This is a genomic window from Nonomuraea sp. NPDC050783, assembly GCF_040802095.1.
Lineage (GTDB): Bacteria > Actinomycetota > Actinomycetes > Streptosporangiales > Streptosporangiaceae > Nonomuraea.
Map to the genome: position 1 here is coordinate 407979 of NZ_JBFAHK010000002.1, position 16050 is coordinate 424028.

Annotated in this window: 14 protein-coding genes; 11 read left to right on the forward strand and 3 right to left on the reverse strand. The window is 73.7% G+C overall.

Annotated elements, in window-relative coordinates; genetic code table 11:
• Positions 1-16: 16 nt before the first annotated feature.
• The 5 genes from frc to AB0H75_RS06830 all read left to right on the forward strand — a co-directional run bounded on the left by frc (position 17) and on the right by AB0H75_RS06830 (position 6400).
• A complete protein-coding gene (frc, locus tag AB0H75_RS06810; RefSeq protein WP_367792378.1) occupies positions 17-1243 on the forward strand; it encodes a formyl-CoA transferase in 1227 nt (408 codons plus the stop codon).
• On the forward strand, positions 1244-3370 hold the full coding sequence (locus tag AB0H75_RS06815) for an acetate--CoA ligase family protein (RefSeq protein ID WP_367791558.1): 2127 nt from the start codon (positions 1244-1246) through the stop codon (positions 3368-3370).
• Positions 3371-3450: 80 nt separating this feature from the next.
• On the forward strand, positions 3451-4941 hold the full coding sequence (locus AB0H75_RS06820) for an Nramp family divalent metal transporter (protein WP_367791560.1): 1491 nt from the start codon (positions 3451-3453) through the stop codon (positions 4939-4941).
• Positions 4941-5432: a hypothetical protein gene (locus AB0H75_RS06825; protein ID WP_367791563.1), complete on the forward strand. Its 492-nt coding sequence runs from the start codon at positions 4941-4943 to the stop codon at positions 5430-5432. The genes AB0H75_RS06820 and AB0H75_RS06825 overlap by 1 nt, the downstream gene beginning before the upstream one ends.
• Entirely contained in the window at positions 5429-6400 is a 972-nt protein-coding gene (locus AB0H75_RS06830) for a TerC family protein (RefSeq protein ID WP_367791566.1), read from the forward strand. Before AB0H75_RS06825 ends, AB0H75_RS06830 begins: the two co-directional genes overlap by 4 nt.
• 70 nt (positions 6401-6470) lie before the next feature.
• On the opposite strand, the gene AB0H75_RS06835 is transcribed toward AB0H75_RS06830, so the two are convergent.
• Both AB0H75_RS06835 and AB0H75_RS06840 read right to left on the reverse strand, forming a co-directional pair.
• Positions 6471-7205, reverse strand: a complete 735-nt coding sequence (locus AB0H75_RS06835; RefSeq protein WP_367792381.1) for a GntR family transcriptional regulator — start codon at positions 7203-7205, stop codon at positions 6471-6473.
• Between the two features lie 120 nt (positions 7206-7325).
• The gene (locus AB0H75_RS06840) at positions 7326-8636 is read right to left on the reverse strand and encodes an MFS transporter (RefSeq protein ID WP_367791569.1); all 1311 of its coding nucleotides are present in this window, start codon (positions 8634-8636) and stop codon (positions 7326-7328) included.
• 90 nt (positions 8637-8726) lie between these two features.
• Here AB0H75_RS06840 and sucC point away from each other — a divergent pair, with 90 nt between their 5' ends.
• The 6 genes from sucC to AB0H75_RS06870 are packed head-to-tail and all read left to right on the forward strand — an operon-like array spanning position 8727 to position 15674.
• A complete protein-coding gene (sucC, locus tag AB0H75_RS06845) occupies positions 8727-9908 on the forward strand; it encodes an ADP-forming succinate--CoA ligase subunit beta (protein ID WP_367791571.1) in 1182 nt (393 codons plus the stop codon).
• Positions 9909-9910: 2 nt separating this feature from the next.
• The gene (gene sucD, locus AB0H75_RS06850) at positions 9911-10795 is read left to right on the forward strand and encodes a succinate--CoA ligase subunit alpha (RefSeq protein WP_367791574.1); all 885 of its coding nucleotides are present in this window, start codon (positions 9911-9913) and stop codon (positions 10793-10795) included.
• Positions 10792-11556: a hydroxypyruvate isomerase family protein gene (locus AB0H75_RS06855; RefSeq protein ID WP_367791577.1), complete on the forward strand. Its 765-nt coding sequence runs from the start codon at positions 10792-10794 to the stop codon at positions 11554-11556. The genes sucD and AB0H75_RS06855 overlap by 4 nt, the downstream gene beginning before the upstream one ends.
• Positions 11553-12413 (forward strand): 2-hydroxy-3-oxopropionate reductase, encoded by an 861-nt coding sequence (locus AB0H75_RS06860; RefSeq protein WP_367791580.1) that lies wholly within the window; start codon positions 11553-11555, stop codon positions 12411-12413. Before AB0H75_RS06855 ends, AB0H75_RS06860 begins: the two co-directional genes overlap by 4 nt.
• Positions 12410-14131, forward strand: coding sequence for a glyoxylate carboligase (gene gcl / locus AB0H75_RS06865; RefSeq protein WP_367791582.1), 1722 nt, complete (start codon positions 12410-12412; stop codon positions 14129-14131). Before AB0H75_RS06860 ends, gcl begins: the two co-directional genes overlap by 4 nt.
• A 13-nt stretch (positions 14132-14144) precedes the next feature.
• Positions 14145-15674: an aldehyde dehydrogenase family protein gene (locus AB0H75_RS06870; protein WP_367791585.1), complete on the forward strand. Its 1530-nt coding sequence runs from the start codon at positions 14145-14147 to the stop codon at positions 15672-15674.
• On the opposite strand, the gene AB0H75_RS06875 is transcribed toward AB0H75_RS06870, so the two are convergent.
• On the reverse strand, positions 15671-16021 hold the full coding sequence (locus AB0H75_RS06875; protein ID WP_367791587.1) for a DUF6703 family protein: 351 nt from the start codon (positions 16019-16021) through the stop codon (positions 15671-15673). The two genes, AB0H75_RS06870 and AB0H75_RS06875, sit on opposite strands and share 4 nt — an antisense overlap.
• Positions 16022-16050: the final 29 nt, after the last annotated feature.

The following is a 16050-nucleotide window of genomic DNA, read 5'->3' on the forward strand; positions in this document are numbered from 1 at the left end:
GACAAGGGCGGATCTGATCATGAAGGCTCTCGACGGCGTCCGCGTCCTCGACATGACCCACGTGCAGTCCGGCCCGTCGTGCACCCAGTTGCTCGCCTGGCTGGGCGCGGACGTGGTCAAGCTGGAGGCCCCCACCGGCGACATCACCCGGCAGCAGCTCCGCGACCTGCCCGGCGTGGACAGCCTCTACTTCACGATGCTCAACTGCAACAAGCGCAGCATCACCCTCAACATGAAGAGCGAGCGCGGCAAGGAGATCTTCACCGAGCTGGTGAAGGACGCCGACGTCCTGGTGGAGAACTTCGGGCCGGGCGCGGTGGACCGCATGGGCTTCCCGTGGGAGCGGCTGCGGGAGCTCAACCCGCGCCTGGTCTACGCCTCGATCAAGGGCTTCGGCCCCGGCCGGTACGCCAGGTTCAAGGCGTACGAGGTGATCGCCCAGGCGATGGGCGGCTCGATGAGCACCACCGGCTTCGAGGAGGGCCCGCCGCTGGCGACCGGCGCCCAGATCGGCGACTCGGGCACCGGCGTCCACGCGGTGGCCGGCATCCTGGCCGCCCTCTACCAGCGCGAGCGCTCCGGCCGCGGGCAGCGCGTGCAGGTGGCCATGCAGCACGCCGTGCTGAACCTGTGCCGCGTCAAGCTCCGCGACCAGCAGCGCCTGGCGCACGGCCCGCTGCGCGAGTACCCGAACAGGACCTTCGGCACCGAGGTGCCGCGCTCGGGCAACGCCAGCGGCGGCGGCCAGCCCGGCTGGGCGGTGCGCTGCGCGCCCGGCGGCCCCAACGACTACATCTACGTCATCGTCCAGCCGGTCGGCTGGAAGCCGATCACCGCCATCATCGGCCGTCCCGAGCTGGCCGAGGACCCGGAGTGGGCGACGCCGGAGGCCCGCCTGTCCAAGCTGGACAAGATGTTCCAGCTCATCGAGGAGTGGACGATCCGCCACGACAAGTGGACGGTGCTGGACCGGCTCAACGCCGAGAACGTCCCGTGCGGGCCGATCCTGTCCACCAGGGAGCTGGTGGAGGACGAGAGCCTGCGCGAGGAGGGCATCGTCGTGGCCGTCCCGCATCCCGAGCGCGGCGCGTTCGTGACGGTCGGCAGCCCGCTGCAACTGTCCGACTCGCCGGTGGAGGTACGCACCCCGCCCCTGCTCGGCGAGCACAACGAGGAGATCTACGGTCGGCTCGGCGTCGGCTCCGAGGAACTGGCCGAGCTCAAGGCGAACGGAGTCATCTGAATGGACCCCAGGGAAGTGCCCACGGAGGTCATCGAGCGGGCCCGCGCCGAGGGGCGCACGGCCCTGACGGCTCCCGAGGGCCGGCTGCTGTGCGAGGCGTACGGCATCGCCACCCCCCGCGAGGGCCTGGCCGGCTCGGCGGGCGAGGCGGCGGAGCTGGCGGAGCGGATCGGGCTCCCGGTCGTCCTGAAGGTCGTCTCGCCCGACATCCTGCACAAGACGGACGCGGGCGGCGTGCTGGTCGGGCTGCGGACGGCCGAGGAGGTACGGCGGGGCTACGACACGATCCTGGCCAACGCCCGCGCCCACGACCCCGGGGCCAGGATCGACGGCGTCCAGGTGCAGCAGCTCGTCGGCGGCGGCCACGAGGTCATCGTGGGCGCGGTCACCGACCCGACCTTCGGCAAGGTCGTCGCCTTCGGCCTGGGCGGGGTCCTGGTGGAGGTCCTCAAGGACGTGACCTTCCGGCTCGCCCCGGTCTCGGGCGACGACGCCCTCGGGATGCTGGACGACATCCGGGCGGCGGAGGTGCTGCGTGGTGCCCGTGGCGCCGAGCCCGCCGACCGGGAGGCGCTGGCCGGGCTGATCGAGCGCGTCGGCCGGCTGGTCACCGACCACCCGGAGATCGTCGAGGTGGACCTCAACCCGGTCTTCGCCGACGCCAGGGGCGCGGTGGCCGCCGACGTGCGGATCATCGTCGGCGAGCGGCCCGCGGAGGTCCCCCGGCTGCCGCGCGAGGAGATCCTGCGGCAGATGACGCGCCTGTTCAGGCCGCGCTCGGTCGCCGTCATCGGCGCCTCGGCCGAGAGCGGCAAGATCGGCAACTCGGTCATGAGGAACCTCATCGACGGCGGCTACCGGGGCACCATCCACCCGGTCAACCCCAGGGCCGAGGAGATCATGGGGCTGCCCGCGTACAAGAGCGTCGCCGACGTGCCCGGCGAGGTGGACGTGGCCGTCTTCGCCATCCCCGCCAAGCTCGTCGCCGCGGCGCTGGAGGAGGCGGGGCAGAAGGGCGTGGCGGGCGCGGTCATGATCCCGTCCGGGTTCGCCGAGACCGGCAACGCCGAGGGGCAGCGGGAGATCGTCGAGATCGCCCGGCGGCACGGCGTACGCGTGCTCGGCCCCAACATCTACGGCTACTACTACATCCCCGAGAACCTCTGCGCGACCTTCTGCACCCCGTACGACGTGCGCGGCAGCGTGGCGCTCACCTCGCAGAGCGGCGGCATCGGCATGGCCATCCTGGGCTTCAGCCGCACCACCAGGATGGGCGTGTCCGCCATCGTCGGCGTCGGCAACAAGGCCGACGTGGACGAGGACGACCTGCTGACCTTCTTCGAGCAGGACGACAACACCAGGGCCGTGGCCATGCACCTGGAGGACCTCAAGGACGGGCGCGGCTTCGTCGAGGCCGCCCGCCGCGTGGTCAGGGAGAAACCGGTCATCGTGCTCAAGGCCGGGCGCACCGCGATGGGCGCGCGGGCCGCCGGCTCCCACACCGGCGCCCTGGCCGGCGACGACAAGGTCTACGACGACATCCTGCGCCAGGCCGGCGTGGTCCGCGCCCCCGGGCTCAACGACATGCTGGAGTACGCCCGCGCGCTGCCCCTGCTGCCCGCCCCGCGGGGCGAGAACGTCGTCATCATCACCGGGGCGGGCGGCTCCGGCGTGCTGCTGTCCGACGCCTGCGTGGACGCCGGGCTGACGCTCATGGACATCCCGCCCGACCTCGACGCCGCCTTCCGCGCCCACATCCCGCCGTTCGGCGCGGCCGGCAACCCCATCGACATCACCGGCGGCGAACCGCCCGCGACGTACGGGAGCACGATCCGCCTCGGCCTGGCCGACGAGCGCATCCACGCGCTCGTGCTCGGCTACTGGCACACGATCGTGACGCCGCCGATGGTCTTCGCCCGGCTCGTCGCGCGGGTGGTGGCGGAGGAGCGGGAGAAGGGCAACGTCAAGCCGGTCGTGGCGTCGCTGGCCGGCGACACCGAGGTGGAGGAGGCCTGCGCGTACCTGTTCGAGCACGGCGTGGTCGCGTACCCGTACACGACGGAGAAGCCCGTGGCGGTCCTCGGTGCGAAGTACCGCTGGGCCAGGGCTGCCGGACTGCTGCGCTAGAGCCAGGCGTCGGCGGAACCGGGCAAGGGGGCTCATCGGGGCGCACGAGGAAGGCAACACACCCCCCAGGAGGTCCGTAGGTGGACACATCGAACACACCACCGGCGACGGCCACGCCGCCGGTCGAGGATCAACGAGTATGGAAAGCGGGCCGGCTGGAGCCGATGCCCATCAGGAAGCTCCCCGACGCGCCGCCCTCGGTGCACCTGCTCGGGCCGACGGTCTTCCTGGTCGCGCTGGGCGTGGGCATGGGCGAGTCGTACATGTGGCCGCGGCTGGTGCTGCTGTTCGGGCCGGAGATCAGGTGGCTGTTCCTGATCGGCGTGAGCCTGCAGGCCGTGGTCATGCTGGAGATGGCGCGCTACGCCATGGCCACCGGGGAGAGCATCTTCACCGGCGCGGCCAGGGTGTTCAAGCCGATCATGTGGTTCTTCTTCGTCGTGGCGATCGCCGTCTACATCTGGCCGGGGCACCTGTCGGCCGGGGCGGCGGCGTTCGAGGAGATCACCGGCATCCCCTGGGTGGTGACCGCGGTCGCCGGGCTGATCCTCGTCGGCGTGGTCTTCACCCTCGCCAAGGTGATCTACAACCTGCTGGAGAACGTGCTGTCGCTGCTCATCGGCGTCCTCGTGCTCGGCACCGCCGTGGTCGCCGCCATGGTCGGCTCCTGGAGCGACGTGGCCGCCACGATCACCGGCATGTTCTCCTTCGGCTACCTGCCGCCGCAGGCCATGACGGCCGCCTGGTTCCCCGTCATCGTCGGCGCCTGCGCCTTCGCCGGCCCGTCCGGCATGCAGCAGATGTGGTACACGCTGCACCTGCGCGACTCCGGGGCGGGCATGGGCGTGCACCAGCCGAAGGTCCGCGGCCTGCGCCACGCGGCCGAGGAGGAGGACCGGCCGGCCCGCGGGTTCATGTTCGACACCTCCGACCCGGCCGAGATGGCCAAGTGGAAGGGCTGGCGGCGCTGGGTCACCTTCGACGCGCTGCTGCTGTTCTGGGGCATCACCATGCTCGTCACGATCTCCTTCACGGTGATCGCGCAGGCGGCGGTGCGCATCGACCCGGGCGTGCGGCAGGTCATCCGGGGCGACGACCGGGAGGTGGCGCTGACCGCGATGTCCAACGCCGTCTCCTCGGCGGGCAGCTCGGTGCTCGGGGTGGTGTTCCTCGGGTTCATCGCGCTGATCGGGCTGAACGCGACGCTGGGGTTGTTCGACTCGTTCTCGCGCGGCCAGGCCGACATGAGCTTCCACTTCGTCCCCGGGGCGAGGAAGCTGGGCATGTCGCGGCTGTACGGGATCTTCCTCTGGGGCGTGATCCTGTTCGGCATCCTGATCCTGCTGTTCGGGCCGGCCGACGGGCCGAGCGGGATCCTGGACACGCTGGCGTTCCTGTCGACGTTCGCGATGGGCGCGTACTGCGTGACGCTGCTCCTGGTGAACAACCGCATGTTACCCAGGCCGATCAGGCCCAAGTGGTGGACCAACGCGATCATCGGGTTCGGCGCGGTGTTCTACCTGGGCATGTTGTTCTACAGCCTGTTCGCCTACGGCGTGGTCGTGGGCTGATGGAAGGACGGCACAGTTTCGAGCTCGCCCTGCCGGGGGCGTCCGTCGGAGCCGTCGCCGGCGCCATGGCCGGTGGGCTCACCCTGCTCGCGGGGGTGCCCACCGGGCTGGCCACGCTGTCGGCACTGGCGCTCGCCGCGCCGCTCGCCCTGGCCGGCGGGCTGTTCGGCGTCCTCGTCGGCCACGGCGTGCTGCGGCCCGGCACGTTCGGACCGGCCGGCCTGTACTGGACGGCCGCTTTCCCGCTCTCCCGGCTGCTGCAGGAGAGCGTGGCCGGGGCCGGCCCGGCCGACGGCGTGCCCGCCTTCCTGGCCTACCAGGCCCTGGTCAGCCTCGGCTTCGCCATCGGCTTCGTCTGGCTGCACGAGCGGATCATGCCGTACTGGCTGGTGCGCCGCGCGGCCGCCAACCCGCGCGCGGCGGAGCTGCTCGGCGTCTACGTCCGGTACGCCACTTCGCTGCACGCCAGGAAGAGGGGAAGCAGGCGGTGAACCTGCCCTTCTGGATCTGGGCGGCCACCATCGGGGGCTTCGTCCTGGTCCTCGCGTTCGACTTCTGGATGGTGGCCCGCAACCCGCACGAGCCGTCGATGCGCGAGTGCGTCGGATGGGTGTCGTTCTACGTCGCCCTGGCCGTGGCCTTCGGCGCCGGGCTGCTGCTGCTGTCCGGCCCCGCGCACGGCGGGGAGTTCTTCGCCGGGTGGATCACCGAGTACTCGCTCAGCGTGGACAACCTGTTCGTGTTCCTGTTGATCATGAGCAGGTTCCAGGTGCCGCGCGAGTACCGGCAGAAGGTGCTGCTCATCGGCATCGTGCTGGCGCTGGCCATGCGGGGGGCGTTCATCGCGGCCGGCGCGGAGGCCGTCCACCGCTTCGACTGGCTGTTCTACGTGTTCGGCGCCTTCCTCGTCTACACCGCGTGGAAGCTCGTCGGGCACGAGGACGAGGAGGCGGAGTTCTCCGAGAACCTCGCGCTGCGGGCCGTGCGCCGGGTGCTGCCGACCACGGACACCTACCACGGCGCCCGCCTCACCGTGCACCTCGGCCGCAGGATGGTGACCCCGATGCTGATCGTGATGGTCGCCATCGGGACCACCGACCTGCTGTTCGCGCTCGACTCCATCCCGGCCGTCTTCGGGCTCACCAAGGAGCCCTACCTGGTGTTCACCGTCAACGCCTTCGCCCTCATGGGGCTGCGGCAGCTCTTCTTCCTCATCGGCGGGCTGCTCGACCGGCTCGTCTACCTGAGCAAGGGGCTGTCGGTGGTGCTGGCGTTCATCGGGGTGAAGCTCGTCCTGGAGGCGCTGCACCACGACGGCGTCTCCTGGGCGCCGGAGATCCCGATCCTGGTCTCCCTCGGCGTCATCGTCGGGACCCTCGCCGCCACCACGGCGCTGAGCCTGCTCAAGTCGGCCAGGGACGCCAGGAGGGCGCGGGAGCCGGAGCCCGCCGAGCGCTGACCGCACACCGCGGCGGGGGCCCCGTGCCCTCGCCGCGGCGCCGCGCGGGGCGAACGTCAGGTCAGGGCCCTCATCCCGCCGTGCGGCGGCGCCGGCGCACCGGCCTGGGCGCGGGCTGGACGGGCTCCTTCTCCCGCTGCGCCATGTAGGACGCGCGGGTGTGCTCGGTGTGCTCGCGCATGATCCGCGCCGCGCGGCGCTCGTCGCCGGCCTCGATGGCGTCGATCAGGCTCGTGTGCTCCTCCCAGGAGGCCATGCCGCGCCGGCGGGCCACCGGCGTGTGGTACCACCGCACCCGCCTGGCCACCTGGGCGGTCAACTCGGCCAGCACCCTGTTGCCGGACAGCGCCGTCACCAGGGCGTGCAGCTCGGAGTTGGTGGCCACGGCGGCCTCCACGTCGTCGGACTCGACGGCGGCGATGCCGCGCGCGCAGAGCGCCCGCAGCCGCTTCACGCCGTCCTCGCTGACGTTCTGGGCGGCCAGCCGCGCCGACTCGGTCTCCAGCAGCGCGCGGACGGCGAGGAGCTGGTCGGCCTCCTCCACGGTGGGCACGTGCACGAACGCGCCCTGGCCGGGGTGCAGGTCCACCCATCCCTCGCCGCTGAGCTGCTGCAGGGCCTCGCGCACCGGCTGCCTGGAGACGCCGAGGAGGTCGGCCAGCTCGCTCTCGACCAGGTGCTGGCCCGGCTTGAGCTGGCCGGAGACGATGAGCTCCTGGATGGCCTCGATGACGCTCTCCCGGAGCGTGGCGGGACGCTGGATCTTGGTGGCGGCCGGCTGACCGGCCTGCTCCGACAGCAACATCGTCACCTCTCCAGGGGATGCGTATCGTGGGGCGTCGGGACGCCGATAGTTTTTGGTCGACTGCCTACAGCATACCGTTCGTGGTGGTGGGAAGACTGGTGAGCCTCGTCACAAGCCTCTTCACGCCGGCAGGGTGGCGGGCAGACCGGGCAGGCGCAGGCGCAGGCGGAGCGCGGCCAGGGCGGGGAGGGCGGCCAGGGCGGCGGCGACCGGCAGGGCGGCGGCGGGCGCGCTCAGCGCCACGGCGGCCAGCGCGGCCGCGCCGACGCCGGCCAGGGCCTTGGCGCTGTAGACGACGGCGTGGATCTCGCCGTGCCGCTCGACGCCGAAGAACTCGCGGACGAGGCTCGCCAGCAGGGGATAGAACGCCCCGCCGCCCAGCCCGGCCGCCACCACCCCCGGCCACAACCACCCCTCGTGCCCGGCCCCGCCCATCAGGCCGCCCCCCGGGCCGCCCCCCGGGTCGCCCGCCGTGACCGCGGCCAGGAGGAGGAGCTGGCCCAGGGCGAGGGCGCCGAGGACGGCGGCGAGCACGCGGCGGCGGCCGAGCAGCTCCGAGCAGCGCATCGCCAGCGAACGCCCGGCCCCGTTCAGCGCGACCAGCAGCGCCACGGCCGCCCACGCCCCCGTGCCCGGCGCCGTCCCCGCCACCAGGACCACGTCGAACACCGACACCGCCCCCGCGCAGGTCAGGATGAGCGCCAGCGCGGGCAGGGCACGCGTACGCAGGGCCTGAGGGAGGAGGAACTGGCGGGCGGCGTCCGGGGTGACGCGGAGCCTGGCCGCGTCGAGGGCGTGCGTACGCGGATCCAGCGGCGCCGGCCACCACAGCGCCGGCGCGGTACGCAGGCTCCCGGCGGCGGCCCCCACGACGGCGGCGGCCACGGCGGCCGCGGCCAGGAAGGCGGCCGGCGCCGCGTCCGGGGCGAGCCCCGCCCACACCAGCAGCGGCACGGCCCCGTACCCGAAGGCCCCGGTGACCAGCCCGACCCGGGCGGCGGCCCGCTCGGGATACCAGGAGGCGACGACCTCGCCGCACACCCCGTAGACCAGGCCCGCGCCGAGCCCGCCGAGCAGCGCGTACCCGGCGAGGGCGGGCGGCCAGGCGGGGCCGCCGGTCGCGAGGAGCGCGGCGGCGGCCAGCCCCGCCGCGCTCAGCGCCGCTCCGGCCGCCAGCGCCGGCCGCACGCCGAGGCGGCCCCGGCGTACCAGGTGGAGGGCGGGCAGCGCGCCCGCCGCCTGGCAGGCGATCCAGGCGGCGAGGAGGGTGAGGCCGGTGCCCTCGCGGGCGAGGAGGGCGGCGAAGCCGTACTGGAGGGGGCTGATCGCCGCCAGGGAAGCCCAGGAGAGGCGGAACATGCGGGTGCGGTCGGCGGGGACGGGGCCGGGGAGGTACGCGCGCCCGCGCCAGTCTCGGATGGCATTCTGCATACTGTATGGAATATCCCGCTCATGGAGCCGATGTCGAGACCCTGGACGGAGGATACTCCATACGGTATACCGTAGACAAAGGAGGTGCGCATGGACCTGTACGAACACCAGGCCAAGGAGCTCTTCAAGCGTCACGGCATCCCCGTCCCGCCCGGCGCGGTCGCGTCCACCCCGGCCCAGGCCCGCGCGATCGCGGCCGAGCTGGGCACGCCCGTCGTCATCAAGGCCCAGGTCAGGACCGGCGGCCGGGGCAGGGCGGGCGGGATCAGGGCGGCGGCCGGGCCGGCCACGGCCGAGCGGGAGGCCGCCCGCGTGCTGGGAATGGACATCAAGGGACACCTCGCGCGCCGCGTCCTGGTGGAGGCCGCGACCGTGCCGTTCGAGGAGTACTACGCGGCCTTCCTGGTGGACCGCGCCGCGGGCGGCTTCCTGGCGATGGTGTCCGGCCAGGGCGGGATGGAGATCGAGGAGCTGGCGGCTCGCGACCCCGGCGCCGTCGTGCGGCTGCCGGTGGACCCGCTGACCGGCCTGGACGCCGGCGCCGCCCGGCTGCTGGCGGCCCAGGCGGGCCTGCCGGGGCAGGCGGCCGGGGTGCTGGAGCGGCTGTGGCGGGTGCTGGTGGAGGAGGACGCGCTGCTCGTCGAGGTCAACCCGCTCGTCTGCACCACCGACCAGCGCGTCGTGGCCCTCGACGGCAAGGTCACCCTGGACGACAACGCCGCCTTCAGGCACGAGCGCGACCTGGCCGAGCCGCCGGGCGGCGACACGGGCGGCGACACGGGCGGCGACACGGGCGGCGCCGCCGGCCTGGAGGAGCGCGCCCGCGCCAAGGGACTGAACTACGTGAAGCTCGACGGCTCGGTGGGCGTGATCGGCAACGGCGCGGGCCTGGTGATGAGCACCCTGGACGTGGTCGCCGGCGCGGGCGCGGCCCCGGCGAACTTCCTGGACATCGGCGGCGGCGCCTCCGCCCGGGTGATGGCCGACGGGCTGGAGATCGTCCTGGCCGACCCCGGGGTGCGCTCGGTGCTGGTCAACGTCTTCGGCGGCATCACGTCCTGCGACGCGGTGGCCGACGGCATCGTCACCGCCCTGGAGCTGCTGGGCGAGCGGGGCCACGCCAGGCCCATCGTCGTACGGCTGGACGGCACCAACGCCGAGGCGGGCCGGCGCGTCCTCGACGAGGCCCGGCACCCGGCCGTGCGCCAGGTCTCCACGATGGACGCCGCCGCCGCGACGGCGGCCGGCCTCGCCACGGCGGCAGGGGTGTGAACATGGCGATCTTCCTGACCAAGGACAGCCGGGTGCTCGTGCAGGGCATGACCGGCGCGGAGGGCACCCGGCACACGGCCCGCATGCTGGCCGCGGGGACCGACGTCGTGGCCGGGGTGACCCCGGGCAAGGGCGGCCGGTCGGTGGACTTCGGCGAGCGCACGGTGCCGGTGTTCGGCTCGGTGGCCGAGGCGGTGGCCGAGACCGGCGCGGACGTGTCGGTGGTGTTCGTGCCGCCGCGCTTCGCGGGCGCGGCCGTGGAGGAGGCGGTGGCGGCCGGCGTGCCGCTGTGCGTGGTGATCACCGAGGGCGTGCCGGTGCACGACACGGTACGGTTCCGCGCCCTCGCCGCCCGGAGCGGCACCCGGATCGTCGGCCCGAACTGCCCCGGCCTCATCAGCCCCGGCCAGTCCTCGGCCGGCATCATCCCCGCCGACATCACCTCGGCCGGCCGCGTCGGCCTGGTCTCGAAGTCCGGCACGCTGACCTACCAGCTCATGTACGAGCTGCGCGACCTCGGCTTCTCCACCTGCGTCGGCATCGGCGGCGACCCGGTGGTCGGCACCACGCACATCGACTGCCTGCGGGCGTTCCAGGAGGACCCGGGCACCGACGCGATCGTCATGATCGGCGAGATCGGCGGCGACGCCGAGGAGCGGGCCGCGGCCTACATCGAGCAGCACGTCACCAAGCCCGTGGTCGCCTACGTGGCCGGCTTCACCGCCCCCGAGGGCAGGACGATGGGCCACGCGGGAGCCATCGTCTCCGGCTCCTCCGGCACCGCCCGGGCCAAGAAGGAGGCCCTGGAGGCGGCGGGCGTGCGCGTCGGCGACACCCCGTCCGAGACGGCCCGGCTCATGCGCGCGGTCCTGGCGGGTGCCGCATGAGGTTCGCCGTCAACCTGTCCATCCTCCTCACCGGCCTGCCGCTGCTCGAACGGTCCGCCGCCGCGGCCGGGCACGGGTTCGACGCGGTCGAGCTGTGGTGGCCGTTCGACGGGCCGGACCCGCCGGAGGCCGAGCGGTCCGCCCTGCGCCGGGCGATCGAGCGGGCCGGGGTCCGCCTGGTGAGCCTGAACTTCGACGCCGGCGACATGGCGGCGGGCGAGCGCGGCCTGCTGGCCCGCCCCGGCGGCTCGGCCCGCTTCCTGGCCAACGTCGAGCCCGCCGTCCGCCTGGCCGGCGAGCTGGGCTGCACGGTGCTCAACGCGCTGCACGGCAACGGCCCGGGCACCGACCGGGAGCTGGCCGTGGCCAACCTGCGCCGGGCGGCGGACGCGGCGGCCGGCATCGGCGCGACCGTGGTCGTCGAGGCGCTCAACTCCCACGAGAACCCGCACTACCCGATCACGTCGTCGGAGGCGGCGTTCGCGCTGATCGACGAGGTGGGCAGGGAGAACGTGGCCTTCCTGGCCGACCTGTACCACCTGCACCGGATGAGCGAGGACGTGCTCGCGCTCATCGACCGCCACTGCTCCCGCTTCGGCCACGTGCAGGTCGCCGACGACCCCGGCAGGGGGCGGCCGGGCAGCGGCGGCATGCCGTACCCGGAGATCTTCGCCCGGCTGGCGGCGGCGGGCTACCAGGGGCACGTCGGCCTGGAGTACCGGCACGAGGGTCCTGGCGCGTTCGACTGGAGGCACGCGTGAACATCGGCTTCATCGGATTGGGGATCATGGGCGGCCCGATGGCGGCCAACCTCCTCAAGGCGGGGCACACGGTACGCGGCTACGACGTCAGCCCCGACCGCGCCGGGCGCCTGGCCGCGCTCGGCGGCACGGCCGCCACCGGCGTGGTGGACGCGACCGGCGGCGCGGACGTCGTGATCACCATGCTGCCCGACTCGCCGCAGGTCGAGGAGGTCGCGCCGCTGGTGATCGAGTACGGCCGCCCCGGCCTGCTCTACCTCGACATGAGCACGATCAGGCCGGAGACCTCCCGCCGGGTGGCGCGCGAGGCCGCGGCCGCCGGCGTGCGGGCCCTGGACGCCCCGGTCAGCGGCGGCGAGCGCGGCGCGGCCGACGCCACCCTGTCGATCATGGTGGGCGGCGACCAGGAGGCGTTCGAGGCCGCCCGCCCGGTCCTGGCGGCGCTCGGCACGACGGTCGTGCACGTGGGCCCGGCCGGGGCCGGGCAGACGGTCAAGGCGGCCAACCAGCTCGTCGTCGGCGGCATCTACGGCCTGGTCGCCGAGGCCATCGTGCTGCTGGAGGCGAGCGGCGTGGACCCGGCGGCCGGGCTGGACGTGCTGGCGGGCGGCCTGGCCGGCTCCCGGATCCTGGAGCTCAAGCGGCACAGCATGATCAAGCGCGAGTTCACCCCGGGCTTCCGCCTCGACCTGCACCACAAGGACATGGGCATCGCCCTGGCCGCCGCCCGCGAGGCCGGGGTCGCGCTGCCGCTCACCGGCCAGGTCGCCCAGCTCGTGGCCGCGGCCAGGGCGCAGGGCCACGGCTCGCTCGACCACTCCGCCCTGCTCAAGGTCGTCGAAAGGCTGAACACGTGAAGCGCATCCCGTGCATGGAGGCCGTGGTGGCGGTGCTGGAGTCGGAGGGGGTGGACACCGTCTTCGGCATCCCTGGGGCCGCCGTCCTGCCGCTCTACGCCGCGCTGCGGGGCAGCTCGATCCGGCACGTCACGGTCCGCCACGAGGAGGGCGGCACGCACGCGGCCGACGGCTGGGCCAGGGTCACCGGGAACGTCGGCGTCTGCGTCGGCACCTCGGGCCCGGCCGGCACCAACATGATCACCGGCCTCTACACCGCGCTCGCCGACTCGATCCCGATCATCTGCGTCACCGGGCAGGCCGTGACCTCGAAGCTGCACCAGGAGGCGTTCCAGGCGGTCGACATCGTGGAGGTCGCCCGGCCGGTCACCAAGTGGGCGGTGCAGCTCAAGGAGCCGGCCCAGGCGCCGTGGGTGTTCCGGGAGGCGTTCCGGGTCGCCCGCTCGGGGCGGCCCGGGCCCGTCCTCATCGACCTGCCGCTCGACGTGCAGCGCGGCACCTGCCGGTACGACCGGGAGCTGGACGCCCCGCTGCCGGTGGAGGTGCCGCGCCCGCTGCCCGGGGCGCTGCGCCGGGCGGCGGACCTGCTGGAGTCCGCCAGGAGGCCGCTGATCCTGGCGGGCGGCGGCGTCATCCTCGGCGAGGCGGCCGGGGAGCTGCGGGCGCTGGCCGAGCACCTTCAGGTGCCGGTGCAGGTGACGCTCATGGGCAAGGGGGCCTTCCCGGAGGACCATCCGCTGTTCGCGGGCATGGCCGGCATCCAGACGCAGACGCGGTGGGGCAACGCCGCGTTCCTGGGCAGCGACCTGGTGCTGGCGGTCGGGGCGCGCTTCGGCGACCGGCACACCGGCGACCTCGACGTCTACCGGCGGGGGCGCACGTTCGTCCACGTGGACATCGAGCCGACGCAGCTCGGCAAGGTCTTCGAGCCCGACCTCGGGATCGTCGGGCACGCCCGGCCGGTGCTGGCCGGGCTGCTGGAGGAGGCCCGCGGCCGGGGCGGCCCCCGCGAGCCGGGCACGTGGGTACGCAGGATCGCCGAACTTCGCAGGACGATGGGCCGGCGCGACGACTTCGACGACGTGCCGATCAAGCCGCCCCGGGTGTTCCGGGAGATCAACGACTTCTTCGGCCGGGACACCACGTTCGTCACCGCCATCGGGCTCTACCAGATCTGGTCGGGCCAGTTCCAGACGACGTACCTGCCGCGCCGCTACCTGGTGTGCGGGCAGGCCGGGCCGCTGGGCTGGGAGGTGCCGGCCGCGATGGGCGCCAAGTGCGCGCATCCGGAGCGGCAGGTGGTGGCCGTCGTGGGCGACTACTCCTTCCAGTTCCTCATGGAGGAGGTCGCGGTGGCGGCCCAGTACCGGATCCCGTTCGTCATCGTCATGATCAACAACGAGTACCTGGGGCTCATCCGGCAGGCCGAGCTGCCGTACGGCATGAACTACGCCGTGGACCTGCACTACGGCGAGGGCGGCATCGACCACGTCAAGGTCATGGAGGCGTTCGGCTGCCCGGCGCGCCGGGTGGAGCTGCCCGGCGACCTGCGCGACGCGCTGGCGTGGGCGAGCGCCGAGGCGGCGCGCGAGCGGCTGCCGGTCCTGGTGGAGGTGATGGTCGAGCGCGAGGCCAACGCCGCGATGGGGCCGTCCCTGGACACGATCGAGGAGTTCGAGCCGCTGCCCGAGCTCATCACCGCCGACTGGTCCGACTGAGGAGGGATCCGACATGCGGCTCAAACCGGGTACGGCCTGGCCCGACGCCTACGACCGCTGCCGCGCGGCGGCCCCCGAGGCGTTCCACGACGACCGGGTGCTCAACCACTGGGGCGGTATCTGGCACCGCGACGGGCGGCCGGTGCCCGGGTTCTCGCCGCTCGACGGCACCGCCATCGCCGGGCCGCCCCGGCTGGACCGGGCCGGCGCGGGCCGGGCGGTGGCCGGGGCCGTCGAGGAGCACCGGCGCTGGCGGCACGTCCCGCTCGCCGAGCGCAAGGCCATGGTCGCCGCGGCCGTGGACGCCCTGGCCGCCCACCGCGACCTGCTGGCCCTGCTGCTGGTGTGGGAGATCGGCAAGCCGTGGCGGACCGCCCGCGCCGACGTGGACCGCTGCCTGGACGGCGTGCGCTGGTACCTCGGCGAGATCGACCGCATGCTCGCCGGCCGCGCCCCGCTGCCCGGCCCGGTCAGCAACATCGCGAGCTGGAACTATCCGATGAGCGTGCTCATGCACGCGGTGCTCGTGCAGGCGCTGTCCGGCAACGCGGTCATCGCCAAGACCCCGACCGACGGCGGGCTGTGCTGCCTCACCCTGGCCTGCGCGCTGGCCGTCCGCGAGGGGCTGCCGATCACCCTGGTCAGCGGCGGCGGCGCGGAGCTGTCACCGGTGCTGGTCGGCGGGCGGGCGCTGGGCTGCGTGTCGTTCGTGGGCGGCAGGGACGCCGGGGCCAAGGTCGCCACCTCCCTGGCCGACCTCGGCCGGCGGCACGTGCTGGAGCAGGAGGGGCTCAACTGCTGGGGCGTGTGGGAGTACGGCGACTGGGCGCTGCTCGGCCGGCAGGTCCGCGCCTCCTTCGACTACGGCAAGCAGCGCTGCACCGCCTACCCGCGCTTCGTCGTGCAGCGCGCGCTCTTCCACGACTTCCTGCGGGCGTACCTGGAGGCGGTGGACGCGCTGCGCTTCGGCCACCCGCTGGCCGTGGCCGACCCCGGCGACCCGCTGCCCGAGCTGGACTTCGGGCCGCTCATCCACGCCTCCAAGGCCAAGGAGCTGGCCGACCAGGTGGACGAGGCGGTGGCGCGCGGGGGCGTGCCGATCCACCGGGCCGCGCTGGCTGACGGACATTTCCTGCCGGGGCAGGATATTTCGGCTTACTTCGCTCCGACCGCGATCCTCAACCCGCCCCGCTCCTCGCCCCTCCACCACGCCGAGCCCTTCGGCCCGGTCGACACGATCGTCCTGGTGGACACCGAGGCCGAGCTGCTGGCCGCCATGAACGCCGGCAACGGCGCCCTCGTCGCCACCCTCTCCTGCGACGAGGAGGAGACCTTCCGCCGCCTGGCCCCCGAGGTGCGCGCCTTCAAGGTCGGCCACAACCGGCCGCGCTCCCGGGGCGACCGCGAGGAGCTGTTCGGCGGCCTGGGCGCGTCCTGGCGCGGCGCGTTCGTCGGCGGCGAGCTGCTGGTCAGAGCCGTGACCGAGGGCCCGGCCGGCGAGCGCCCGCCGGGCAACTTCCCCCACTGCACGCTGCTGCCCTAGCCGGGGATCAGGCCGAAGCGGGTGGCCGCCAGCAGGGCGACGAACACCGCCACGGCGACCCGCAGCACCTTCCCGCCGGGGCGCAGCGACGGCCACGACAGGTAGGCCAGCCACACCAGGAACACCAGCACCACCAGCGCCGCCACGCCGCCCACCGGGCTCGCCACCGCGAGCCCGGTCAGCAGCAGCACCACCAGCACCACGGGCGGGACCCAGCGCGGCACCTGCGTGAAGAGATAGGCCATCGGCACCGCGCTGCGCCGCTCCACGGCCCTGCGCAGCCCGGTCGCGTCCGCCGTGAAGAACCGCTCGCCCTGGGGAAGCGGGCGCTTGCTGTTGGAAGCCACGCCCAGAGCCTACGGGAGACGGCACCCCT